Consider the following 23,911-nt stretch of genomic DNA (forward strand, 5'->3'; position numbering starts at 1 on the left):
GGTGAAAACAATCAGATATGAACGAGTGTCCGGAGTGACATCATGCTGCTGGCCATGATGCCCATGCAGCCGAAGACCATCACGACGGAGATGACCATACTCAGGTAGAGTATGCCGCGGGCAATATGTCGCGCGCGTAGCAACCACCATTCGGCCAGGTTTCGGATAGCCTGCTCTACACCTTCTCCCTGGGAGAGAGCTTTCAGATGCAGGATCAGTTCACGAGAGGGGAACTGGTGACCGCTCAGTTCCAGTGCTGTTCCCAGATTTTGCCCGTTACTGAAATGGTAAATCGTCGGCTCCAGGCGTTCCTGAAGCCAGCGATCACCGTTGCGGTTCAGCATATTCAGGGCCTCGTTAAAGGACATACGGGTACTGACCAGGGTGGACAGGTTCAACAGAAAGACGCTGCCTTGCATCAGCCGGTACAGGCTCCATGGGGGAACGTAATCGAAGGCGCGGCGAATAACGCCGATCCAGCGGGGCTGGGACCAGAGAGCGACAATAAACAGCAGAATCAGACTTAACAGGAACATCACACCATACCGGGTGACGAAGTCTGCCATGCTGTAGGTAATGGCCAGTGAACCCGTGGCTTTGTCCGGCGGCAGTATGCGGGTAAATAGCGGTATCAGCTGAATGGATATCATGCCAAGCAGGGCGCTGATAGCCAGAAGCGCGGCAAACGGCGCCAGCGCGGCAGCAATGATAGTGCTGCGGATGGACTGCAGATCTTTAATGAGCCGGATCAGTGAGTCGAGTGCGCTGATCAGAGAATCTGTACGCATGCCGGCTTCCAGCGCGGCAGCCTCTTCGGCTGAAAACCAGCGCAGGAAAACATCAGGCAGCAGGTTTCCTTCCTTGTTGAGAGACAGGGACTCCAGACAGTCACTGGCCAGTACCCCGAAAGCGTGGTAACGCGTCCCGCCGTAAGTGTAGACGTCATGAATATTGCGGATTGCCGGTTCGAGATCACGGCCGCTGGCGATCTGCAGTTTGAGGACTTCATAAAAGCGGATCCGGTTTGTCCCTGACAGAACCAGCTTTGCCCGACGGCGTTGCCAGTCAGTTACCATACAGGTCTCCATTCCCCTCAGAGTCATCGAATGGGGTGATTTTATGGGCGATAAGTGGATCAACCCGGCCTTCCAGCACCCGAATCCGGGCATGCTGGCTCAGGGTTATACCCCCCTGGTCCAGCCATATCTGGCGTGCCGCATCTTCCCCCTGCTCATGATAGGCACGCAGGATGTCCGGAGTGGGGCGCATTACCTCGGCTGCCACCGTCCGGCCTTTAAGTCCGTGGCCAATGTGGGTCCCCAACACATTCAGAACACACGTCTGGCAGCCGGCCGGGTTACGGAAGCGCAGTTGCGTTTGTTCCTCCGTGCTGAACCAGTGCCTGATAAAATCCGTTTGTTCACGGGTCAAACCTGCATCTTCCATGTGTCTGGCACAGTCCGGGCAGAGTGTGGGGAGGAGACGCTGGGCAATAAGGCCGGTAAATAACCGGCTGCTGCGCAGCCAGCCCGCAGGAATGCCGATGATTTGCAGACGGTTGAGGTTACCCAGCGGACTGTTGGCATGCTGGGTGGTCACTACCAGACGACCAGCCTCCGCAAAGTTGATGGAGGCCATGGCAGAATCGTAATCACGAATTTCACCGATGTAGACCATATCGGGGTCAAGGCGCAGCATGGCCCTGCGTCCCCGCAACCAGGCTGTTTCAATATCCTCCTCTGAAGCCCGGTCTCCCGTGACCGACGAGTGGATAACACCGTCGACTTCCCCTTCCACAGGGTCTTCCTGAGTAATGATGCGTAACTGGTTATTCGTGACCTGCAACCAGTAGTGCATAAAACTGCGTCCGGATGTTGATTTGCCCGAACCGACAGGACCGGAGTTGATGATGATGCCGTTTGGTCTTTCAAGCATCTCGCGGATAAGGGCAATCTGCTGCGGGAGAAAACCCAGCTCCTCAGGGGAGGGTGGGGCACTGCCGTCATCCGGGATGAGGCGCAGAACGGCAAACACTCCCTGGGGAGTATTTATGTGGGCATAACGTGCGCCAAACAGGTTTGCGGCCCCCAGAAACTCCTTCTTCATTCGTGCATCCTGCGGCTGATAGTCCTTAAAGTGGTTATGGGACATAACATCGCACATGGTCTGGAAAGTGGTGCTCAGCATACTCATGCCGTCAGCCCGTGAAAGTGGTTTGAGTTTCCAGAGCAGACCATAGACCCGGACCTGCAGGGTGGTGTGTTTACGTCTGACATCGATGTGCAGATCCGATGCCCGTACCTGCTGGGCTTCGCGCATCATGTTGATAACCCGTAACTGTACCTCTGACGCCTGTTGTGATTGTGCTGTGGCCGGCGTCTGCGTGTGATGGCCCTTGTCCTTTTTAAGGTTCTCAAAATCGACGGGCGACATTTCGTTAAGCCGGACATCGAGGTCGGAACGGGCCAGCAGTGAGGCCAGAAAGGCATGAATTTCCGCCCGGGCACTGTCTGCTGCGGAAATACAGGCGAGGGTGACTTCGGGGGTTTCCGGATCACGCGTGAGGACCACTATGTTTTGCAACGCATCGGGGACAGTGAGAAGCACTGGATTATTTACCATAACTGTCTCCCGGCACCAGGCGCGTACCATCACTCAGCGTGATGCCATCGAGATGAATGTCGTTCACCCGAACGGTGCTGCCCGGCCACTGCTGGCCTTTGCGCAGTGTCCAGGCCTGGCCATCAGCCGTTACCCGGGCTTCGAGATCCCCTTTTACGCCCTGAATGCCCGCCAGACGGGGTTGTGCCGGCGCCGGTGTGGATGAATAGGTTCCGCCGGAGCTAAACGACGGAACCGCCACGGCATTTGCGCCACCACCGTTTGCCTGGCTGATGCGCTGACGTAGTTCTGCAGCCCGGGCCTGCTGGGCCAGAACGATGTTTTCCTGCTGCAGGGCATCCATATCGCCAAACAACAGTGTTTCTGCATGAACTCCCGGCACCAGAGCAAGGAGCAGAGGGAGGCCGGCGAGCCAGCCTGGTGTTTTTTTTATGTGGATCATGTTTTACCTCAGCCTGTTGTTTTGAGGGACCAGAGGTTCCCTTCAGTTTTCCAGGTAATGTCGTCATCGTCATCCCCACTCAGGGTGACAGAGACGGACGTGATGCGGGCAGACGGCAGGGACCAGTTGCTCAGTTGAGCCGGGTTCATGCGTTCACTGAGTGAGAAATGCCATTCGTACCAGTCCCGGTAGAGCTCAACCTCCTTGCCTTCAATAACAACAATTCTGTTTTGGGTGACGGGCTGTTTCTCCAGTCGGACGGGTCTGTTTGCCAGCTGGAAGGGGTGCAGAAACTGCGCCAGAGTGTCTTCTTCAGGAAGCAGCGACTGCTCCCCGCCACCGGCGATATTCCACTGATGCTGCAGCTGGGCTTTTTCCCCGTTGCTGTCATCAAGCACGATGCCATCCACCCATTTCCTCAGTTTCGCTGCCTCCCTGAAATCCTGGAACGTCGCGTTGCTGTTTGCAGGCCGCGTGTATTCAGCCCGATAACCATCAGGAAGACATTCCATTGCCGTGAGTTTCCAGCCTTTAATCGTGGCTTCCATCGAATGCATCATCGGCAGGCATGTCGACAGAAACACTTTAATGTCAGGCTGTTGTGGCCAGGGGGGCGATTCCCGTTGACGGAGCGGCCCGGACAGTCGCGCTGCGGGATCCGTCTGCTGTGCCCGGGCTGCAGCCAGTCGGGCCTCTCTCTGTTGCTCGTTGTGATGCATCAGCCACAGAAATGACCCGGTGATGAGTGACAGTAACAGGACCAGGAAGGTCAGGCGGGCCCGGAAGTTAACCGGTCTCAGTCGGGCATGACGTGGCAGTTTTTCCGGAATAACCCGGTGGACATCCACCGGCGCATCCACACTGCCGATAACGGACCAGCCCTGAGGCGGGACGTCACGTTTGTGTAGCTGCAGGAATGTCTGCAGTGCCCGTTCCACCGCTTCTTTCGGACCGGTGATATCGCCTACCAGTGCCGGTGCGCCGCGAACACAGGCGACAAACGAGATGTTGTCACCATTACGGACAAAGGCATAGCCGTTGCCATCAAGCGGAACGGTGGCCAGCACGGCAAGTGACCAGAGATGGCCGGGTTCCGGTGTAAAGGCGGTACGGCGGGCATATGGACCGGCCGAGGTGGTAAGCTTCAGCCACTGGCCACGCCGGGACGGGAGCTGTGCCTTACCGGCCGGACCGGGCGGTAAATCAGCCCACCACAGACCTGCGATGATCCGCAGGCGTCTGCCGGGGAGCCGGGGGTGTAACCCCGGAAGAATGACGTTAAGAATACCTGGAGCAGACATAACGGGCCTTATGAAGTCAGGGAAGGGGTCACGAGGATTAACAGCATGGAGCGATCCTGCTGGCCTTTTTCACCCCCGCCGAATCCGAACCAGGAACTGGAGGTGGTTCCCTGACGGGTTGCATCGTTATAGAGGTTCTGGTAGCCGGTCATGACGAGCGTTTGCCCTGGCTGTAGGTTGGAGCGCTGTGAACTGGAGCGCAGGTCAGTGACCGGCGTCTGAATAACGCTGCTGCCGTTCGGTGAGGCCTGGGAGGTAATGACCGGCTCATCGCTGAGGCTGAAACTCAGTTGCAGCTGCACAGTGCCGTTATCCCGGATATACGGCAATACGGTCATAAAGAGACCGGTGGTGATTTGCCCGGGCTCCATCTCGGTGGTACTGAAGTTTTCCGAGTTTGTGGTCCCCATGCGCGCCACATAAGTGGTTTGTTTGGCCACCAGGATCGGGGCGGGTACCAGATTGGTGGTGATGGGGGTGTAGGTTGTTGACGAGCTGATATTCGCCTGTTCGTTCAGCGCCCTGACCAGTACCTCGGAGCCGGACAGCGGCCCGGAGGCTGAGGTCAGCCCGATGGTGGCTGCTTCGGAAGAGACACCACTCAGGCCACTCGTCAGGGTATAACCCAGACTTTTCGCTTTATCGTAAACAGCGCTCCAGTCAATGCCGAGCTGCTTCGTTTTCTTGAAGGTGATGCGGTAGATATCGACCTTAAGGCGTACCTGCCTGTCAAGAATGGCATTCTGCCGATCGATAAAGGCAGACACTTTGTTCAGGACATCAGGCGTGTCGGTGACGGTTAAGGTGGCACTGCCCGGTGCAAGATAAGATACCCCCTCAGCCGATAACATGTTTGAAACCGTGTTTTTGATGTCATCGTAAACTTTGGACGCGGCTGTCACATCCGACTGCTGTGAGGTGTTCTGTTCCCCGCCCAGTGAGTTGCTGTTGCCGCCGTTTGTGCCGGAACTGGCGCTCATTCCTCCAATCACTTTAGAGCTCATGGACGTGTCAGCATTCAGGATGGCCAGCTGGAAAGTGCGGGTATCGAGACGGTAGAACTGAAGCTGCTGATTCTGCCAGCGATATGAAATGCCGTAGAGCGGGGTTACCCGCTCAAGGAGCGCGCTGAGGCTGCTGTCCCAGTGCAGTCCTGTAATGGTTGCGCCAGCGGCGACACTGACGGGGGCTGGCCGTGATGACGTCTCCTGTGCCAGCGGTGTACGGCCCCGTTCATCACTGCCGGGCAGGGGCAGATTACCCCGTACAACCTGTGTGCCTGCGGACGACTCCTGTCGGTTACCGGTGCCGCCACGGGCGTCCGGCTGCACGCGGACGCTGATATGACAGATGTCGGCGATGATTGTCGCGAAATCATCAATGGTGAGAGTGTCTGAGCGGTTTATCTGTGGCCAGCAGACAGGTAATTTTTTTGTCAGAGTCGGTCATCTTCACCGGCTCCGGGTTTATCCAGGTGCTGTCCGAGACGCGCAGCGCCGGCGAGCTGATCCTGTTGACATTATCGTCATGCAGTCTCTGAGCCCGTTCGGCAATATTGTTGGTCTGAGCATCAATTTCTTTGAATTCCCTGTGCGTGGCGCAACCGGAAATCAGCAACGCAACAAGCGCTACTGTGGGGATTCTGGTCTTCATTGTCGGTTCCTGATGTTAATTGAGGTGAAGGAGCTGGGTGGTGTTGGTGGCTGACAAGGGGGCTGGAATGGTCAGGCCGGTCATGCTGATCGCCTTTCCCTGGCTGTCATACAGCTGGCCCGACTGCCATCGAAGAACCAGACCTGATCCCAGCGAGAGGGTCCGCAGACGGGTTTCAATGCCTGGCACCTCTGCGATGTCCACCCATACCCATAACCGCCCGCCGCTGAGTGCGTAATGGATCCGGTCATCCGGTGCAGAGAAGGGCAGACCCAGCGATGAGATCGCCGGTAATGTTGTTGCGCCCGGATTTTGCCAGCGCCAGTGGCCAAAATACTGGCTCAGATTCAGCATCTGCATGGCGATGGTTCCGGCTTCCTGCGTCTGCTGGCGTTCAATGGCGTTATTGAACTGCCGCCCCTCTTCATGCGTAATCAGCGTGAACATACTGATAACAAGGGCGAAGAACAGTGTTGTCCAGGCCATACGTCCTGCTCCCGATCAGGGTGCCTTGTCGGTGACTCCGACAAGGCACTGTTTGGGGTAAAGGGTGGAGTACAGCGGTGTCCTGGCTGACTGGTAGAGGGCAAATGTCTGATCCAGGGCTTCCTGCCAGGTCCCCGTTTTTTCGAAGCGCACATCAATGGAGTAATCGACTGGCGTAGTCCAGACAACGTTCCAGTGCGGCCCTTGCCCCGGAACATCGCATACCGCTTTTGCCGCCCAGAGGGTGATAGTCTGGTGCAGCATGTTCCCTTTTTCGGCAACCCATACCTGCGGGGGGCTGGCCGTCGCGGAGGATGGCGGTGTTACTCCGGGTGTTGCGGTACCCGTGAGCGGGTGCGGAGTCGCAGGGGGCAGAGGAATAACCGGAGTGACCACCGGCGCAGCAGCAGACGGAGAGATAACCAGTGTTCTGGTGTTCCAGTTCAGATGTCCCCAGAGGTTCTGACGATTCAGCAGGTTGTCCAGCCCGCGGTACCACTGATCGTTAACGCCGAAATTACGCACCCGGCTGCTGCGCGCACTTTTTGGTACGCCAGACCAGGATGTCGTCCAGCCTGCCGGGGTCATCCGCATAACCCACTGCTCGGTGGTCAGATTATCTGCGGACAGGAATATCACGGGTTCTCCCGGAGCCTGACCTGTCATAACCAGCCTGGACGCCGGATTTTTCACCGGAGATGTTGCGGCCGGTGCTGCGGTATTCTCACGGAACGGATTTTTCGGTGTTGGTGCTGTGTTGGCCGGAGAGGTTACCGGTACAGGCATTGACGGCCGGGCGTTAACCATTGGGGCCGTCGCTACGGGGCGGAGAGCAGGGGGCGGCGCCTGTGTTCCCGGTACAGCTGCCGTTGTTGTAATGGTCAGGATTTTCTGGTTCCAGTCCAGGTGGCCATAAAGATGTTGCTCCTGTAACAGGCGGTTCAGGCTGCGGTGCCACTGATCGTTGGATGACCAGGACACCAGACGGGTATTCAGTGCCGGCGTGGCCGCATTCTCCTGGCGCAACTGCCAGTCTGCCGGGAGAAGTCGCCTTACCACCTGTCCCGTTGTCTGGTTACGGATGAGGGGGACGGACACGACCGGGACTGACGGTACGCTCCCGGTCATCACCAGAGCTGATAATGCATTGCTGATAACCGGTGAGGGCAGGGGCTGAGATACTGATGCCGGATGAGAGACCGGGGCAACGGTGGCCTGTACCGGTGTCACAGGCTGCGGCCGTGGTGCGGTGATGGCCGGGGCTATTCGTCGTTGTGTCTGCGCGATGACCTCCGTGCTGTCACTGATCTGACCATCGATAAATACCAGCGCCGGGGTCACGGGTTCCCGCGGCCGGGCGCTGAGACTGTCGCAGCCTGCCAGCAGTACCGGCAGAAGCAGGGAAAAGTATCTTATTTGCATGAAATCTCCGGAAAGGGAGGTTTGTGGGAACAAAACATCCCCGGACGGGATGTCATTAATATTGCGGGTTAACTGGCTGCAGCGTGACATCCAGACCGGTGCGGCTGATCTGTGCGTAGCGGTGATCGGCCAGGAGGTATATCAGAATAAGCAGGACACGTTCAGTGCGTGGGGTATGGCGTTCCCGGACAGTACCTGTCATCCGGAGCCCCTGCTTCGTCAGGTAACGCATAATTTCGTCAGTCCGCTTACGTGTGAGAAGGTGTGAACGGATCGTGACCGTCCGCCCCCGCATCAGGGCATCAGCAATGCACTGGTTCAGCTGCTTTTTCAGTAATGCCACGTCGCGGGGATAACGGCAGCGGGCATTCGCCCACGGGCTCAGGTGTATCTGCGTGGTGCTCCCTTTGTCACGGCTGTAAAACCCGCAGGCCATGAATGACCGCAGACGACGGGCAACGATGCCCGGCAGTAATGGTGCGCTGGCCAGCAGAATAAAGGAGACGACAAAAAACAGGGGTTGCTGATGTGGCGGTACTGAATGCTGGTGATGACACAGGCCGTTGCAATCCAGATTAAGAGCAGGCATACGGGGAGCATGCGAAGCCCTTTTCTCCTGGCTACGGTATGACCGGGGACGGGCATCACGCAGGGTTCACCGTCGGGGTAACGACCATCAGGCGCATCCTGTCAGGACCGACAGGCGTCATAAACAACACCTTCTGCCCCACAGCCAGCGACAGACGCTGGGCGAAACCAATGGTGTTCTTACCCTCAGACTGTGTCATGTCCACAGCCAGGATTATTTTTGCTGCACCCGGGGTATGAAACGGTGTTATGGCCATTGCAATGCTGTTCAGGTACTGGTTTTCTTCGTTAACCGTCTGGCCTTCCAACGTGCGTTTTACGTTGTAGTGCTGGACGGCAAATGGGACCACCTGAGCGGATGTGGTTTGAGCGTTCATCTCCTGAATCAGGTGGATTTTACCCGAGCGGGTTTGTTCCGCGATGACGTGCTCCAGCGATGTGCTGAGCATGGTGAATGTCGGTCGTGGCCCCTTCTCAGTCAGTAATGCGGCCAGCGCCGGCACTTGTGCCGGGTTGTACTCATAGACACCCACCTTTAGCGTAATGACCTCAGGACCAGCCTTCAGGGAATGCCCGGCAGGGTGGGTATCAGGCTTTGCTGCCCCGGGCTGGATCATGTTACAGCCCGTCAGGGCCAGGGAAAGGGCGAGGCAAATCGTTGTGAGGTGTTTCATGGAGATATTCCTGTATTGAAAAGAGGTGTGCGATCACTGTGAGGGGAAAGCGATACCGGCAGGTGGTTCATCCATATTCAGGGACTGTCCGGGGCACAGATGTTTATGAAACTGGACTGAATCCTGAGTTCATCCCGGAGATCATCTGCCTCTCTCAGGGCTTTTAGCGCGCGATCAAATTCAGTTCGCGATACGGTTTCAGTTCTGGCACCTGGCGAGCAGGTTAATGCCACGTCAGTGTCGCTGCGGCTGATAACGATGCATTGCGTCTGGTAGCGAAGGCCTTTCTGGACCACGGGGCGCGGACATCAGCGCCACTTCATTGACCACCGCGTGTTTTATCGGGTACCAGCTGACTGGTGTGGATGGCGAGCAACGTTCCCGCCCAAACTAACGACGGCATCGACGAGCACGACAAAGCACCACTTCCATTTGCCGGGGCGGGGTTTTGTGGAACAGGTGGCTGGTTGCTATTAAAAAACGACCATAAAAAACGGACAAACGAAAAAAAACTACGCCCAAACCGAAAACTAATGTATCCCCATGCCCCCGTCCGGCTTACAGGTGATCAGCGGTTCAGACAGGGCAGAAAACGGGCAGCAGCAGAAGCAGCAGCCCGGGTTATTTTTTTAGTTCATGGTATTTCCTGTGGGACTAGCTAGCTAGCCTTACGATAGTCAAAGCCGATATAAGTGTTTTTCCAGAACAACCAACCTTCAGAGTCTTTCGTCGGGTTGAAGTGGCCTGTTGCCCTGATTTCGCTCAGAACGGACTGGATCTTCTGTTTGCGTTTTTTGGCAATGGAGTAATTTAAAATAAATGGAGCGAATAGTAGAGTCCAACAACCAAAACCTATTACATACTCACTGTAAGTAGAGTAGTCATTTGTTAGTGCTGCTGCGGTATATATGACACCATAAAAAACAAGACTTATTATTCCTGCAACATAGAAAAAAGATTTAGCCACAATATAAAGAGACCACCATCTCGGATAGCGATTGACCATAATTAACCCTCCACGTTTCTTCCTATCTTATGTTTATTAATATGTGATGTCCATTTTTTATTGATTAATACCATCTTTATCTGCTGGGTTACTGTTTAACCCTTTGGTACTGATACCTGGGGTCTGTCTTATATTTCTAGCTCCCCCTGCAAAAATATCTTTGACCGAACTTGCCATGCTTCCCATAGTATTGGGCGCATCACGTCCACCAAGGAATGAGATGACATAATCTGGAAGGTAAGCCTGTAGGGCAAACATACTGGACACCAGAGAAGTACAGAGACGGGCATAGATCATCAAAAATCCGAATAGGCTGAACACCCCCGTTAAGGAATTCGCCTGTACGTTAACCAGTGCGGCACCAAAAAGTGCATGCAATATCGTACCTGCTGCCACAATAGCCACTGATGCAAAGAAGAAACCAAATACCATCAGGGGCGGGCGTATCATCGTATCAATGAGGTAGATATACCCATAGGCGGCTCTGCTGCCCCGATCCTGGGAGGTACCGAGATGAGTTGCGCCCCAGAGAGGTCCGGCAGTACAGCCAACCAGTACGCTGACAATCCAGTTGCCGATCCCGGTCATCCAGTAGATGAAGGGGATAAAGGGCAGGTAGATAGACAGCGAGAAGCCCGCTGTAAACATAAGTAAAAGCAGGAAGTAGACCACGGGTGATACTGCATCCAACCCTTTATTGATTCCACTTACGGTACCAGTGGTGAGATCCAGTGCTTTTCCCAAAAGTGAGCCATCACCAATAGCTGCGATGACTCTAGCAGCAGTGAAGGCAGTTAGTGTTCCTTCGGCAGCGACTAAAGTAATGTCGCCAACGTTTTTCATTTTTACCAGTGGATTCACTTGGCCGTTATCAGTGCCCGTACCTGTTAACACAGTAGCGACTTTGTTGGTAAACCATTGGGATGTTGGTGCAATGGAGTTCATTAATATGCTGTTAGGATCGTTACTATCTTTAGCCTGTTGCTCATCCTTTGACACAACAGTTCCCAGTGCAGGTGCGTAGGTGCTGTTCTGCAACTGAGTCCGATAGGCACTCATCACCGCAGTAAACAGCTCTGCGTTACCGACTTCCCCCAGTGCTGACATACCACTGGTTGCCGGTGCTCGGCTGGCCACTTCAATTAAGCGCTGGTTTGCGGTCGCAAAGGTCTGGTACCAGGCCCCTAATGCCGCCCAGCCATAAGTATCCAGATAATTTCGCAGGCTGTCCTGTATACCACTCTGCTCAGATTGTGCCGGAAGGGCCTGCTGAACGGTCTGCTCATAGGTATTTGCAGCCTGTTGTATCCGGCTTTCAATATCAGGGAGTGTGCCGGCGTCATTTGTCCGTTTATCCTGAAACCCCCTGACAAATTCACTGGCCGCGCTGTCCATATCCTTGATCATCGCATCCATCGCCGAATGCTGCGCGTCCACAATCTTGCGGGTATCACCTGAACTGAGCGGGTTAAAGAAGCTACCAGAAGATGAGGAGCCTGAATTCTGCTGTTCCGGGATGCTGGCCGTTCCACAGACCCCGCTGCCATTACTCACCCGGAAAGTGTAGTTACCGCCACTGGTGCCGGAGGATTCTGACATTTTCGGCGTAGACGATGGAACTGTGCTGTTGTAATCATCAAGGGCACTATTTATGCCGTATTTGCACAGTTGCATTTCAAAAATACCGCGCGCTGCTGTACGGGTAGACGACTGAGTGGGCTGCACAGTAAGTGAATAGCCACTGGCGATATCATCAGCGGCTTTTTTGCACCATCAGATTGGCCGACCCGACACCCATAATGGATGCGCCCCAGAGCATGATGAGCTGGGCCAGGCTCCAGCCGTTACCCGTCGGGACTATCATCAGAAACCCTGCTACGGTGCTCAGCGTACCAACAATATCCCGGTCAGCGCTGAATACCTTACCCTGATGGCCCGTTTTATTGATGTGGCGAAGGCCGATAAAGATGAACCAGACGACGGCAAGGATAGCGATGATGCCGTTAAAAAGGGCAAAAAGATTACCGATCATCGTCGTGTTGCCCCCGGCAAGCGGGTTAGTCACCACGTCGCCGAAGATTGTGACCAGTGCCTGGCGGGATAAATCCTGAGCATTGGTAGCGGCAGAGACAATGTCGTCGTAAGTAATGGCCCACGCCGGAATGGCAGGCATAAGCAGGCCTGCGCAAAGCGCACGATAGATGTTTTTCACAGGAACTCCGGGAGATTACAGGAATGCCGGGGTGGCAAAGAAAAACCGGGCAGGGCGCCCGGTTTTCAGCACGTAAGGAATGTTGCCATGATGGCCGGAAGATGAGTGGCGGTGCATTTTCAGGTTTTCATCAGGCCCGTTGTCTGCTTCAGCGTTTCGCTATCCTGTAGCGAGATTTGTCTATGGGAGTACGGCAGGATGAGGCAGATCAGCTGTGAGGGCTTTCCGTGACTCTTCGTGACTTGGTGGCCCGTGATATCAGTCACCGCGTATGGCATCGCGCACCGCATTGGTTTCCGCCAAAAAATGGCGGAAGGTACCGCGTTCAGCGAGACTCACCCGACGGTTACGCAACTGCCAAAGCCGGTAAGTCACAATAAGGGCCTTTGACCAGGCTACCCCGGCACCGGAAAGCAGAACCAGAGCGGTAGTGAACTGATGGAACGTTATCCCACTACCGGTGATCACTGGAGCGAGTGTAAATAAAGGTACCGGAACCGCCAGGAGCCAGAACATGATCCGCCAGCGACGCCGTTGCCTCAGGTAGTTTTTCTCCAGATCTTCTGCTGTCAGCCCGGATGCTGCCACTGCGGCCGACCAGTCCGGAGAGGACGGTGGCGCGGCGGACACATCCAGGTCAGGAAACGCATTGCGGATGCGTTCCATATTCCGGGCTGTCACATCGCGGGAGCTGCGAAGGAACCACTGTGTCTCCTGTACCGGCAGGAAAAGGCTCAGCAGTCCGCGGGTGATGCGCCACAGGCGGCGGGGTTTCTTCGGTTTGTCATCGATTATCATCGGGCTGTTCCCTGGTTCATGGCGGACTCCAGCTGCTGTAGTCTCGGCGCATAAGTCTGGCGAGCGGTGATGGCCAGCAACTGACCGTTAATCACATTCCCTCTGCGTAGCTGCTCCTTGATGTCGTTTAACTGCCAGTTTACAAGCGACGTGGTCCGGATAAGTTCGCGGATCAGGTTATCTCCGTCCATTTGTTGCAGATCGGAGATATAGGCGGTGTTGGCATATCGCCTGCCGGCTTCGAAGGACTCAAACTCGCGACGGCTCATGTACCCTTTTGCTTTTGCTTCAGGTGAAGCCACTTCGTCAAAATACTGCGCGGCTGATGGAGACTGGAGGGCTTCCTGCAGTGCACTTTTTGTGGCTTCGCTGAGTTTGCTGTCCGCGATGAGTGACAACTGCGGCTCAGAAGCCGCATCGATGATACCGTTGTATTCGTTCAGCAGGCCCACGTAGGTGCGCCCGGTCAGCGTTTTCACTTCGCCTTTTCCGGGGGTACGACCAGCGGAAGGGCGAGCCGTGTTTTTCATGTAAGCCATTGCAGCGTCAGTCTGTTCCTGTGTCCATGTCAGCGCAGGTGCCTGACCTTCCGGACCTGCCCCGTCATACACTGAACGTACCTGGTTATCTCCACCGGGCAGCTCGCTGACAGCAGGACAGACGTCTGTGCCACCATAACGTGCATATTCGGCTGCTGTGCAGTAGGCCGCATGAACATTGGCGCCATCATAGGCATCCCGTGCCTGCGATTCTGCGACCGCAGTAAAACGATGACGAACAGGGGCACTGCTTATGCCGCCACCGGATGACAGCCTGGAGGCGGTGCTGCCAGCGTCGCTCCGGATTTCCGATGCGACACCAGAGGCTGAATCACTGCAAACGGAGTCCGGCACAGAGAAGCTTCTCCTGGCCTCCTCCAGACGCTGCGTTTCATTATTGAAGATCATCTGCTGACGGGTGGCCTGACCATCCTGACTGATGACGGCCGTCAGCTTGTCCGAGTTCTGTGTGATGGCTGTGCCGGTGGCTTGCTGCATACGTACTATTTCAGACAGCGTGCCCTGAATGGTTCCCATTTCCGGCAGTATTTGCTGCGTCACGGGAATACTGGACATCACTTCAACAGGGTAGGCATAAACGGTCAGGGGGAGGCCTGCTGTCATCGTCAGCAGCAGTACCGGTAATCGAAAGGTGTGCATAAAAACCTCAGCTATAAGGTAAGCGGAGTGATAATTCCGGGAAGGCGAACAGAGAGGGTCCCGGGGGGCAGTCCTGCCAGAGGAAACGTCTGATACCGGCGCGATATCCGTCCCCGGTGATTGCGCGTATCGATAACCGTCAGGCCGCGCCGTTGTATTTGTGGGTATAACGGCGGGGTGATATCCATGACCGGCCAGTCGCCCGCGCTGAGGGGCGGCGTATCCTCTGAGGCTGGCCAGAGCCAGGTGTCGTCACTCAGCAGTGCCTGAGCACTGTCGGGCAACATCCACTGAACGACATGCCTGGCTTCCCTTGCCGGCTCTCCGGGTTCGTCAACGCGCCAGATAGCGGTGGTAGTGAGTCTGGCCGGATATTCCTCCAGTCCCAGTAGAACACCGCATGCCTCCGGGCTTGCGCGTCTGTCTGAGGCGTACACCGCCCGTGATCCCACTGAGGCATCTGTCCGGAAGTGACGCGAAGACAAGGCGTAATGATGCCCATCGACATCGAGCAACAGGCGGGACAGACTGACCTGCCCGCGAGCGGGTCGGCGACAACGTGGGGTCAGATGAATGGTGCATATCAAAGGTCATACCCCAGATCATTAATCATCTCCCCGGCCATCTGTGCGATGACCCCCTTTTCGCCCCGGGCGCCTGAATTCCGTTCTTTCAGTTCTATGTATTTCTTCGCAGAACCATGAGGGAAGGTTTTAGCCAGTAACTTCCTGGATCTGGCGGACCCCAGAATTTCCGTCAGGTGACGGCGCAGTGCACTGTCCTTTTTGTCTGAGTTGAGTGACCAGAGCTCCAGCGGGCCGAGTGTGAAGCGTACAATTCGGGCCAGGGTGCCCTGCGTGGTGCGCATGATACACAGCATTGGTACTCCGCTGCCGTCGGCCGCAGGGCCGGCAGGCATCCGCAGGAACGCCTGCAGCGTATGTTCCGGCACCTTATAGGCATCACGCAGTATGGGTATGTCTTTTTCACGGTATCGCAACAGCCAGAGGGTATTGGCCGAATCAAACAGGCTCTGCGGGTAATCGGTCAGAAACTGGGTGCTCAGTACGGTACGGATCCCGAACTTACGCTGCTCCCTGTCCTGGGTGTCCAGCGATTCAAAAATGAAGTCGATACCTTTGACGTTGTGCAGTTCGTCATAGATTTTGGTTTTCATTTCGCTGTCGAGTTGATTAATACGGCGAAGAATGCCGGCATGGTATGCCTCAGGCAGAGCGGCCAGTACTTCCCTGCGGTACTGCGGCAGGATGAAGTCCCCGGCAGTGATCTGGCCTGCGAACAGAAACATGATACCGGTTTTCAGGCGGCCGGCAGGTGACTTATCACCGGCGACGTTGTTCAGGTCCACGGCCACGATGCGTGTATCCGGGTTCAGGGCGAACCGGGTCCGGCTTGCCAGCATGGGGTAGTCCTGGCGGGCCTGTATCAGGCAGCGCTCGATGTACTCGAGTAAAAGCTCCTGCGAGCCACTGCGTTGCACATTGCCGAAACTCTCCCGGATTTTTTCATGGCGCAACAGGGCAGGTATGTCAGCCAGTTCTGGCACGGCCTGATAATGGGCGCGCTGGGCGGCCTGGATAAATCCTTTTTCGTGCAGGATATCCCGGACTTCATACCATGGCGTGGCTTCCCACCAGTCGCTGTCATGTAGTTCCCGGACTCCGGACTCCTGCAGGGCGGTATCCACCTCCGCTTCGACGTGCTCCCGGTACATGTTGGGTTCCTCATTACTGCGGATATCGAACGCCAGCTCAATCAGACGCTCCATTACCTGTCTGGTGTCTGTGGGATTGGGGGGCACCCCTCTGTCGGGTTCGATGCAGAATGCTGTCAGCATGGTACTGATGAACTGCTTCTCCGGAGGAATGGGCCCGCGGGCACCGTACAGAATGTCGAAGATATTACGTGACTGCGAAGGGTCGTTACTGAGGATGATACCGATGGCTTCATCTTTACGCCCTTCAGGCAGACTGTCGCGGATAAGCTGGATGGTTCCCATTGCGCCGAACCCCTTGTCGATGTGGGCCACATAGGGAATCGATACCTGTGCTGAGGTCACCTGAATTGACGTGAGAGTGTTAATGAGAACCGATTTTCCCAGCCCGGAATCGCCGGGGGCCAGTTCGGTATGTTTGTTCTGTCGTGATGACGCCAGGCCCACTTCCCATGCACAACCGTCCTCAGTGTGCAGCATCAGATTACCTTCACCCCGCCACACTGAACCGGGGCGGTTAAATGGCAGCATTGAAAGTGCGTGCGACAGTGGCGGATAAAGAGGCACCGGGCCTGAGCCTGCGGAGGCCGCCAGCATCGTGTTCACCCAGCCCCGGCGTGGATCACCGAAAGTGGTGGTGGTGCCACATACCCCCCATCCCTGGAGAGCCGATTCCAGCAACATAAGATTGCGTGAGCAGATTTCCCGTGTCTTCCCCCAGGATGTGGCCACGATGGTCATCACGCAGACCGGATCCTTTTCATTAACCTGAGCTAACTGGGTACATGCGTCATACAGAGGACGAATGGAGGGAATAAACTGCCCGAAGGAGGAGAGAAACTTTTTCCCACCCAGGGCCTTCATGCCCCCGGGCATAAGGTCAATGCGGATCCGCCAGGGGACGGCACGTGGCACGCTGCGAACCAGCTTGTTAAAGGGTTCGGGATGCTGAGGCGGAAGGGTGATCGCCACCATCCCGTGCCAGAGTCCTTCGGCCTTAACCAGATTACCTTCCGTTTTTGGTGTCCCGCCGAAAACCTGAAGATTAAGGAATGGTGCGAGTAATGCGGTGTTATCGTTCTCCTGCAGGATTCCGGCCGGTAAAGCATCCCCGGGCAGATGCGGGCGCCACTGCGGTGAGGTGCTGTCACGCGCCATTTCCCGGCGGATTTCATTGCAGACTTCCGGAACCTCCATCAGTCTGACCAGAAGCCCCTGGCCCCCTTTTTTGAGCGCTTCTTCCAGGGTGGTGATAAAACTGTCGTGGCGGATTTTCAGTCCTGACATCAGCCAGCGCCAGGGTTGCTGACCAAATCGTGCGACCGGGGCTTTATCACTGATGGCCAGGATTTCTTTGTTAAAATCAGTCCTCTCCTGCTGGCTGACCAGTATGGGGGAACTCCAGACTGCCAGCCAGGCACGCTCCCTGATAAGCCAGGGCGAGAGGGTTGTAATTTTTTCCTCCAGAAGCTCATCCAGCTGGAGCCCCACATGCTGAATCGCCCGTTTCTGAGGTGCGATCATCGTACTAATTTCATCGACACCTTTTTCAGGGTCCCGCTCAAAAATGAATGCCAGCTTATAGCCCGTGTTTTTCCAGGTCGTCGCGAGGGTGGTTGCGAGGTGCATAATTAAGCCCTCAAAAGAATCAGGGTGTTCTGTCGGTGCCTCTTCATCCCTGTCGCACAGTGCGCCGGCGATTTCAAAGACGGAGAGGTAGTACCCCTGGTGAGTGACGGCAATATAGGGAGCCTGTAGCCAGGGGCGCACTTCCAGATCCTGTTTATCCAGCCCGATAACAGTACGAAGGTCGCAATAGTCGACAAAGTCTTCGGCAACAGTGAAACGGGAAATAGTGTTAAGAATATCCTCAATAGCGAAGATGATACGTTTGATATTCATGGCGCGGTTACAGACTCCATAGATAAAGGTAAAATTTCAGGCCGGCGGGGATTTCTTCGTCAGTTCATTAAAGACAGAGGTGAGATGGCTCCAGTATTCAGGATTTGTTCACAATTGATTTACCTGCGGGCAAAGAAATATGAGATGACTGAAGAATATATGTGGCAGTTCGATGATGCCTTATGCAATAACTCATGTCCTGAACTTAAGGCTGATATTGATTTTGAGTGAAAGGCCATCCTTTTTATAAAAAAATATCAGTAAAGATGTAACTATTTTTACGATAAAACAAATGGTTGAATATTCTATTGTCTTGTTTTTCTTGTTAATGATGTCACTTTTAGTCCTGCCAGTAATGTACTGGTGGTTAGCCAGGTTAAAAGGAAAAGCGGAATGAAAATACAGTTATTCCCGGTAACCATTTCTGGATCCTGACGACAGTAAAAAATAAATGCCAGCGTAATCCAGGACGGAAAAATATTCAGTCTGTATTTTTTTATGAATTCCAGACCTGACGGGATCCTGTTGAATAAATAAAACTCCAGATAAAGGAAAAACAGGGGAAGCATTATAAACAAAAAACTGATGTATTTTAGTCGTGCGGCGCCAGCCTCGAACTGAGCCTGATAGTCAATTCCGGCAATCCAGCCCAGATGAACGTGATGAAAGTTACCAAAGCTGATGTAACTTCCCCCCAGGAAATACAGGATGATAAAAACAGCCAGCACAGGGTGGTGCCGGGCAAGATGCCGGCACATACGTAAAAAAATCTTCACTTTCAGTTCTCCGAAAGGTTTTCCCGGTCATCGACGGAGTCCGGCGTCAGTATCAGCGCCACGCCAGACATTTTTTCCCGCAGTTCTCCGCGCATTGAGGGCGGAAAGCGTCGTAACGCATCGGCAAAGTCCGCCGGTCGCCAGCAGCCAAATCGCTCCTCAACGGGCAGGCGGTGGCGAAGGAGCTCTGTCAGGACTTTACGTCCTTCACGGGCGAGGGCCGGACTACGGCTGTATATCGCCTGCAGAGCCTTACGGTTCAGGGATACGACACTGCGCGGATGCAGATCCGGAAGCCAGACCATGCTCCCTTGCGCAGCGGCAAAGCCGTTGAGTGCATGCCATGCATGGCAGACGTAACAGAGGCGGAAGGTCGGGATAATCCGGCGGAGTTCAGCCTGTTCCTCTACGGTCAACACCCTGCTTTCGGTTACCTGGCGGAAAGGAATATGGCGAAGCGCGAGGCGGCGTGCAGCAAGGGAGGCGTGCTGCAGGCTTGTCTCCGCATCTTTCAGTGCGCGCCGGTACTTATCCCGTTCAGCCAGATCCTGCGGAGGCTGGCGTGCTTCAAGACGCTGGAGTGTGTCCTGTGCTCTGTTCAGACGAACAAAGGTGTCTTCGACCGCTTCTGCAAGCTTTGACAGTGGCAGCGATTCCGGCAGCAGAAAGCGGTGTTTCATATCAGTGCCGCAGCAGAAACAACGACCACCGGCAACCCTTTCCGGGGCCGGCACCATGGGTTCAGTGGTGTGTAGCACATCGGGTATGGGAAGCGGATGAAGGTACGGCGATTCCGGTTTATTTTTAATGGCGGCCATCGTCCTTTTCTCCCTCGATGATTCTTACTATTGCCAGAATACAGCCAGCGATGGCAGGGGAATTGCACTCTGCGAAAACGAACTCCTGATTGTCCCGATCGTCCCGGGCAATGACGTTGCCATGGTCGGTGCGCAGGAGGGTGATGTTTTGCAGCGGCTGGAGGATATCAGTGGGGATAAACATAAATACAGGGCTCCTTAGCCGGTGCCGGTCAATACCGGCACCGCATGTCGGTCAGCTGATGGTGACTGAACTCATCCCCGCCTGTTTCTGTACACGGCCAATCAGTTCAGGAATAACAAACATCAGGGCTCCAATACCGATACCGGTGAGGCATCGTCCCAGCGTGACCTGGGGGTGGCTGCCTACCTTCTTCAGGGCCAGAAGAGAAGCGCCAGCGACAAACAGACCGATCATCTGAAAGTAATCCATTCCGGATGATTTGACGCGTCTGGCACCGGCTGCGCCGCTGTCAATAATATCGGCAACATCGCCTTCGGCGAATGCTATCCCCGGCAACAGAACTGTGATCAGGGTGAGCAGGGACCGGATGGCCCGTTCGCGCAGACTCATCATGGACAGCTGAACAGAAAAGACGACGGCATACAGACGCGCCATCAGGGCACGGATTCGTGACATAGTGTCTCCTTGGGTTTTAAAAAAGAGTGTGTTAAAAGGCGAGGCCAAGGCTGGCCCGAAAGGCATCGATCAGTTGAGGTGAGAAAACAAGAGCAGTACCGGCCACCACTTTTACCGTGGCTGCGCGGACGCTTTCGCTGGCGCTCAGAGCCGTATGACCTTCCAGGGCTGACATGCGGTACATGTTCAGACCTGAATGGACAAAGCCCACCCCCGCAAGTCGGGCGAGTGACAGAACGGCGTTGGCCGCACCTGCCGCCTGCCCGAAGGTCGAGGGCTGAACGTAAGCGATGGCATCAAAAGATGTTGAATGAAAACCGAACTGCGCGCCGCTGGCATTGATAATGGAGGGCAGCGATACCATGGCTGCGCAGGCAAACAGGCCGCCAAAGAATTTCCCGGGGGACAGCGGCATAGCTGTTGTCGAGCGGGCCCGGGTTAACAAAAGCGCCAGGCAGATAAAGCCGAGCATTTCACCCCAGGTGAACAGGAAGTTGATCCCGCTGCTGAAAATCCCCGATGCAAAATTCTCAATGGCAGTTAGCGCATCCAGCGCCATCAGTACAGGGTTCCGCCGGACGTGATGACGGTGCGACTGGCCGGGTCAATCTGACGTATGGTGACTTTACCCAGAGTATCGCCCTCCCGAACGGCCCAGGTACTGCCCTGCCACTTTATCCAGGCCATTCCATTTTCCAGTGACACCACTTTCATGCCACTGACAGGGCTGGCTGTCGTCCGCTTTCCTGATGATCTTACTGGTGAGGAGACCTTACTGGTAGCCTGATGAGCTTCCAGTGCTGTCAGCCTTTGTGTCAGCGCATTCAGCTGATTGCGCGTTTCAACAGCATAGGCCTCATCCCGTTTGATGGCCTCTGATACCTGAGTGAGACTGTCTTTCAGGGTTGAGAGGGTGCCGTTTATCTTGTTGTCCCGATCGTTGAGCTCGTCACGGATGTCCGTCATCATGGTCACCGTATCGGTCTGTCCGGTCACCGCTGGCGGAATATGGGCGGGCTGTGACGCCACAATCTGCCCACCGGCCTGTCTGGCAGAGGCCGCAGAGTGAGCATCCGCATCTGCGTTGTACAGGGTGTTGTCCACCGAACCAAACGCTGCGTCTGAGGGATGAGAAAATAATGACGACAGTGACGGTCCGTAGAGATACCAGATACCCGCCCCGGCGAACAGAGCCCCACCGAGGAGCCAGGGGAGCGAGTAGCCAAACAGCAATTCACGCTTCCAGAAAGGCGTTTTTCCTGGTGATATCCTCACCAAAATCGTCCACATCATCCAGTGCCGCAGGGGCGGTTAAATCATCTTGCTGACTCATCATTCATTACTCTCTTGTGAGGTTGTACCGCCATACTGGCGGCGGATTTCAGCCCGGCGGCGCGCGATGGCGTCCTGCAGGCGCGTTTCTGAAAGTTGTTCTGCTGCGACAGGAGGGGGAATCGCTGCGGTTGTGGCCGTTGTGGTCCCGTTTTTTACTGGCGATATCATCAGTTCCAACTGCATCGACGAACAGGACAGAGATCACCTCTCTCTGATTCACCAGAACCTGACGATATGGCTCGCGGGCCATCTCCTGGCTGAGGACTTCAGACCCTTTCTCTGCTGTCCCTCCGGCTATCACGCCAGCGACAGTGCCGGCATCCGGTTTACCCGCCCGGCCAGTGACAGTACTCATATTGGTCTGAAGAATCTGTGTGTTGGACTCTTTATACAGACTGCCAACGTTACCTATCCCCCCCAGAATGGCCGGAAGGACTATGTGTGTCCCCCACCGATGGTTGACATCGCTGGCGACAGAAGACATCAGGTCGGTTTCACGCTGCGCGTAAGCGTTGACATTCAGCACCATGCCCTGCCAGCTCATGCGGGTGAAATGGATTTCCAGGCCGTCGCCAGCCAGTTTCACGGAATCGCTGTGGAGCCGGGCTCCGGCGAGGACACCTGCCGGTATTGTCGCCACCACCTGGGAGTTGAGGTTATCGGAGTCGATGGCGGTTTCCATGGAAGCCCCTACGCGGGTCAGGGCCGGGATGAACTGCTGTTGCGGCGTCCGGGGCTGCGCTGTTGACAGGCTTGCCGGCACCACGGGGGCCTCCGTGGCTGAAATTCCACTCCCGTTACCGTACGATCGTGCCTGTGCCGGGGGGAGCCCTTTCCCCTGAGCGAGACTTATGCGGGTCAACAATTTCTGCAGTTTCTCCTGGCGTTTCTCGTCCGCCTGCTTTTCTGTCGCCGAAGAGGTCTGCGGACTGGGCGGTGGGGCCGGCGTCACAGTGGTCGTTTTCGGGGGCGGCGATGGTCGGCGTTCCTGTGATGACTCTGGACTGTCCAGCCCCACTGGCATGCTGGCAATGAAGGTGGTGTTGTTTCGTGCGGCCTCTGCAGCACCCTGGTTATTTGATGCTTTCAACAGTTCACGGTAGCGTGGCGTCTCGGTGGTAAGCGTACCCGCGCTGGACGCGGTACCGTTCAGATTGACCGCCGAGTCAGCACCGCTTTTGTCCTGATGAAGCCAGGAAAGCAGCCAGTACCCGCCAGCCAGTATCACGATCAGTGTAAGGCTGATGACAGAGCCAAGTTTTTTACCGTTCTTTCCGGCATCCTGTTCTGCGCTCATGGTTATTCCAGCTCCGGAGTGACGTGAACGGACTGGCCATTCACAGAAAAGGTGAGAAGCGGGGTGACGGGCAGTTTCCACAGATGGGTCCCGTCGGCAGAGGACAGTGTCTGTTCGAACTCATCACGTAGCATGGCGCGGGAGCGGACCATCAGATCATCACCGCTCTGCCAGATAGTGGTGTCCGGCACACTCCCCTGAAATTTCAGACGGTGGGCTTCTTTGGGTGGAATACCGTCGAGGAAGGCCTGCAGCGTCGCATCATGAAGGGCAATTTTGTCGATCGGCGCACCGGGTGCCGCTGTCCCCGGCCCCAGACGTGGCACACGTAAATCCAGACGGCTGTCAATTTCCTGGCTCGCTGTCCGGGTATCCGTTTCGCCACTGGTCACGTTGATGATGACGGGGACATCGAGGCCTTTCAGGTAGACCGAAATATTGCCGGCGGCCCACCGGGCGCAGCGGGGTGATGGTCAGCATGTTACTCCCCTTGCTGTACTGCACATCGAAGTTACCTGGACTGGCATTCAGTGGTGCTTCAGATTGCGGCCATGGCGCACCGCTGATGTCTGTCAGAGTGACCACACTCTGGTTATTCATTGCCGTACGGACCAGCGGGATACTGGCGCCTGGTGACAGATTCAGCGTGAGTGAACTGATGCGTGGCACCACACTGATCACTGGCGCGCTGACTGAACGTTCTGTATCCGTTAACCGCAGGCGCAGGGCCCGGATTTCATCCGGCGAGAGTGGCGAATCCAGACTGGCCGCTTCCTCCACCTGAGGGGATGTCTGCCCGGGAGCCGGGAGGTCACCACTGATTTGGGTGGCTGGCACGTCGGTATTCCGCCGTCCGCTACCCGGTGGGGCGGCCGGAGACGGCGCCGGGCTGAGGGCAGAGGAAGGAGGCGTCCGGGCCTGTTGCCAGCCTGTATCGTTTGCTGTGGCAGCAAGAGCCGGACCACTCAGGATTAAGGTGGTAAGGAGATAACGGAGTTTCATTGG

22 protein-coding genes and 2 pseudogenes are annotated in these 23,911 nt (G+C 55.8%); all 24 read right to left on the minus strand.

Features of this window, described 5'->3' with window-relative positions; translation table 11 throughout:
- Nucleotides 1-11: 11 nt before the first annotated feature.
- Nucleotides 12-1,076 (minus strand): type II secretion system F family protein, encoded by a 1,065-nt coding sequence (locus HA50_RS27400; protein WP_084879908.1) that lies wholly within the window; start codon nt 1,074-1,076, stop codon nt 12-14.
- A complete protein-coding gene (locus tag HA50_RS27405; RefSeq protein WP_084879909.1) occupies nt 1,066-2,622 on the minus strand; it encodes a GspE/PulE family protein in 1,557 nt (518 codons plus the stop codon). Before HA50_RS27405 ends, HA50_RS27400 begins: the two co-directional genes overlap by 11 nt.
- Complete coding sequence (gene pilP, locus HA50_RS27410) at nt 2,612-3,064, minus strand: type IV pilus biogenesis protein PilP (RefSeq protein WP_084879910.1); 453 nt, start codon at nt 3,062-3,064, stop codon at nt 2,612-2,614. Before pilP ends, HA50_RS27405 begins: the two co-directional genes overlap by 11 nt.
- A gap of 8 nt (nt 3,065-3,072) precedes the next feature.
- Nucleotides 3,073-4,365 carry a type 4b pilus protein PilO2 gene (gene pilO2, locus HA50_RS27415; protein WP_084879911.1) on the minus strand — a complete coding sequence of 431 codons (1,293 nt, stop codon included), beginning with the start codon at nt 4,363-4,365 and terminating at the stop codon, nt 3,073-3,075.
- A gap of 8 nt (nt 4,366-4,373) precedes the next feature.
- Entirely contained in the window at nt 4,374-5,804 is a 1,431-nt protein-coding gene (gene pilN, locus HA50_RS27420; protein WP_338117377.1) for a PilN family type IVB pilus formation outer membrane protein, read from the minus strand.
- On the minus strand, nt 5,743-6,018 hold the full coding sequence (locus tag HA50_RS31890; RefSeq protein ID WP_244193694.1) for a hypothetical protein: 276 nt from the start codon (nt 6,016-6,018) through the stop codon (nt 5,743-5,745). Before HA50_RS31890 ends, pilN begins: the two co-directional genes overlap by 62 nt.
- 15 nt (nt 6,019-6,033) lie before the next feature.
- Entirely contained in the window at nt 6,034-6,504 is a 471-nt protein-coding gene (gene pilM / locus HA50_RS27425; protein WP_084879912.1) for a type IV pilus biogenesis protein PilM, read from the minus strand.
- Between the two features lie 15 nt (nt 6,505-6,519).
- Nucleotides 6,520-7,926 carry a TcpQ domain-containing protein gene (locus HA50_RS27430; RefSeq protein WP_158087455.1) on the minus strand — a complete coding sequence of 469 codons (1,407 nt, stop codon included), beginning with the start codon at nt 7,924-7,926 and terminating at the stop codon, nt 6,520-6,522.
- A gap of 55 nt (nt 7,927-7,981) precedes the next feature.
- Nucleotides 7,982-8,515: a hypothetical protein gene (locus HA50_RS27435; protein ID WP_084879914.1), complete on the minus strand. Its 534-nt coding sequence runs from the start codon at nt 8,513-8,515 to the stop codon at nt 7,982-7,984.
- A gap of 55 nt (nt 8,516-8,570) precedes the next feature.
- A complete protein-coding gene (locus HA50_RS27440; RefSeq protein WP_084879915.1) occupies nt 8,571-9,188 on the minus strand; it encodes a hypothetical protein in 618 nt (205 codons plus the stop codon).
- A 658-nt stretch (nt 9,189-9,846) separates the two neighbouring features.
- Nucleotides 9,847-10,194: a hypothetical protein gene (locus HA50_RS27445; RefSeq protein ID WP_084879916.1), complete on the minus strand. Its 348-nt coding sequence runs from the start codon at nt 10,192-10,194 to the stop codon at nt 9,847-9,849.
- Between the two features lie 57 nt (nt 10,195-10,251).
- Nucleotides 10,252-12,406: pseudogene (locus HA50_RS27450) on the minus strand (DotA/TraY family protein).
- Between the two features lie 258 nt (nt 12,407-12,664).
- On the minus strand, nt 12,665-13,204 hold the full coding sequence (gene traX / locus HA50_RS27455; RefSeq protein ID WP_084879917.1) for a conjugal transfer protein TraX: 540 nt from the start codon (nt 13,202-13,204) through the stop codon (nt 12,665-12,667).
- Nucleotides 13,201-14,403, minus strand: a complete 1,203-nt coding sequence (traW, locus tag HA50_RS27460; protein WP_158087456.1) for a conjugal transfer protein TraW — start codon at nt 14,401-14,403, stop codon at nt 13,201-13,203. The genes traX and traW overlap by 4 nt, the downstream gene beginning before the upstream one ends.
- Before the next feature lie 11 nt (nt 14,404-14,414).
- Nucleotides 14,415-14,990 carry a conjugal transfer protein TraV gene (locus tag HA50_RS27465; protein WP_158087457.1) on the minus strand — a complete coding sequence of 192 codons (576 nt, stop codon included), beginning with the start codon at nt 14,988-14,990 and terminating at the stop codon, nt 14,415-14,417.
- Nucleotides 14,987-18,040, minus strand: coding sequence for a conjugal transfer protein (locus HA50_RS27470; protein WP_084879918.1), 3,054 nt, complete (start codon nt 18,038-18,040; stop codon nt 14,987-14,989). Before HA50_RS27470 ends, HA50_RS27465 begins: the two co-directional genes overlap by 4 nt.
- 305 nt (nt 18,041-18,345) lie before the next feature.
- The gene (locus HA50_RS27475; RefSeq protein WP_139811056.1) at nt 18,346-18,816 is read right to left on the minus strand and encodes a hypothetical protein; all 471 of its coding nucleotides are present in this window, start codon (nt 18,814-18,816) and stop codon (nt 18,346-18,348) included.
- Between the two features lie 2 nt (nt 18,817-18,818).
- Nucleotides 18,819-19,496 carry a conjugal transfer protein TraT gene (locus tag HA50_RS27480; RefSeq protein ID WP_139811057.1) on the minus strand — a complete coding sequence of 226 codons (678 nt, stop codon included), beginning with the start codon at nt 19,494-19,496 and terminating at the stop codon, nt 18,819-18,821.
- Between the two features lie 124 nt (nt 19,497-19,620).
- Nucleotides 19,621-19,818 carry a hypothetical protein gene (locus HA50_RS27485; RefSeq protein WP_084879921.1) on the minus strand — a complete coding sequence of 66 codons (198 nt, stop codon included), beginning with the start codon at nt 19,816-19,818 and terminating at the stop codon, nt 19,621-19,623.
- A 51-nt stretch (nt 19,819-19,869) separates the two neighbouring features.
- Nucleotides 19,870-20,274 (minus strand): DUF6750 family protein, encoded by a 405-nt coding sequence (locus HA50_RS27490; protein WP_084879922.1) that lies wholly within the window; start codon nt 20,272-20,274, stop codon nt 19,870-19,872.
- A gap of 31 nt (nt 20,275-20,305) precedes the next feature.
- Nucleotides 20,306-20,833 (minus strand): conjugal transfer protein TraQ, encoded by a 528-nt coding sequence (traQ, locus tag HA50_RS27495; protein ID WP_084879923.1) that lies wholly within the window; start codon nt 20,831-20,833, stop codon nt 20,306-20,308.
- Nucleotides 20,833-21,507 (minus strand): conjugal transfer protein TraP, encoded by a 675-nt coding sequence (traP, locus tag HA50_RS31300; RefSeq protein ID WP_139811058.1) that lies wholly within the window; start codon nt 21,505-21,507, stop codon nt 20,833-20,835. Before traP ends, traQ begins: the two co-directional genes overlap by 1 nt.
- 148 nt (nt 21,508-21,655) lie before the next feature.
- Complete coding sequence (gene traO / locus HA50_RS27505) at nt 21,656-22,906, minus strand: conjugal transfer protein TraO (protein WP_244193695.1); 1,251 nt, start codon at nt 22,904-22,906, stop codon at nt 21,656-21,658.
- Between the two features lie 2 nt (nt 22,907-22,908).
- Nucleotides 22,909-23,908: pseudogene (locus HA50_RS27510) on the minus strand (DotH/IcmK family type IV secretion protein).
- Nucleotides 23,909-23,911: the final 3 nt, after the last annotated feature.

Source organism: Pantoea cypripedii, assembly GCF_002095535.1.
GTDB lineage: Bacteria > Pseudomonadota > Gammaproteobacteria > Enterobacterales > Enterobacteriaceae > Pantoea > Pantoea cypripedii.

Excerpts from the sequence above, each read along its gene's own strand:
- HA50_RS27400 (WP_084879908.1), bottom strand. The coding sequence starts at position 1,076 with ATGGTAACTGACTGGCAACGCCGTCGGGCAAAGCTGGTTCTGTCAGGG.
- HA50_RS27405 (WP_084879909.1), bottom strand. The coding sequence starts at position 2,622 with ATGGTAAATAATCCAGTGCTTCTCACTGTCCCCGATGCGTTGCAAAAC.
- pilP (WP_084879910.1), bottom strand. The coding sequence starts at position 3,064 with ATGATCCACATAAAAAAAACACCAGGCTGGCTCGCCGGCCTCCCTCTG.
- pilO2 (WP_084879911.1), bottom strand. The coding sequence starts at position 4,365 with ATGTCTGCTCCAGGTATTCTTAACGTCATTCTTCCGGGGTTACACCCC.
- HA50_RS31890 (WP_244193694.1), bottom strand. The coding sequence starts at position 6,018 with ATGAAGACCAGAATCCCCACAGTAGCGCTTGTTGCGTTGCTGATTTCC.
- pilM (WP_084879912.1), bottom strand. The coding sequence starts at position 6,504 with ATGGCCTGGACAACACTGTTCTTCGCCCTTGTTATCAGTATGTTCACG.
- HA50_RS27430 (WP_158087455.1), bottom strand. The coding sequence starts at position 7,926 with ATGCAAATAAGATACTTTTCCCTGCTTCTGCCGGTACTGCTGGCAGGC.
- HA50_RS27435 (WP_084879914.1), bottom strand. The coding sequence starts at position 8,515 with ATGCCTGCTCTTAATCTGGATTGCAACGGCCTGTGTCATCACCAGCAT.
- HA50_RS27440 (WP_084879915.1), bottom strand. The coding sequence starts at position 9,188 with ATGAAACACCTCACAACGATTTGCCTCGCCCTTTCCCTGGCCCTGACG.
- HA50_RS27445 (WP_084879916.1), bottom strand. The coding sequence starts at position 10,194 with ATGGTCAATCGCTATCCGAGATGGTGGTCTCTTTATATTGTGGCTAAA.
- traX (WP_084879917.1), bottom strand. The coding sequence starts at position 13,204 with ATGATAATCGATGACAAACCGAAGAAACCCCGCCGCCTGTGGCGCATC.
- traW (WP_158087456.1), bottom strand. The coding sequence starts at position 14,403 with ATGCACACCTTTCGATTACCGGTACTGCTGCTGACGATGACAGCAGGC.
- HA50_RS27470 (WP_084879918.1), bottom strand. The coding sequence starts at position 18,040 with ATGAATATCAAACGTATCATCTTCGCTATTGAGGATATTCTTAACACT.
- HA50_RS27480 (WP_139811057.1), bottom strand. The coding sequence starts at position 19,496 with ATGAAACACCGCTTTCTGCTGCCGGAATCGCTGCCACTGTCAAAGCTT.
- HA50_RS27485 (WP_084879921.1), bottom strand. The coding sequence starts at position 19,818 with ATGTTTATCCCCACTGATATCCTCCAGCCGCTGCAAAACATCACCCTC.
- HA50_RS27490 (WP_084879922.1), bottom strand. The coding sequence starts at position 20,274 with ATGTCACGAATCCGTGCCCTGATGGCGCGTCTGTATGCCGTCGTCTTT.
- traQ (WP_084879923.1), bottom strand. The coding sequence starts at position 20,833 with ATGGCGCTGGATGCGCTAACTGCCATTGAGAATTTTGCATCGGGGATT.
- traO (WP_244193695.1), bottom strand. The coding sequence starts at position 22,906 with ATGAGCGCAGAACAGGATGCCGGAAAGAACGGTAAAAAACTTGGCTCT.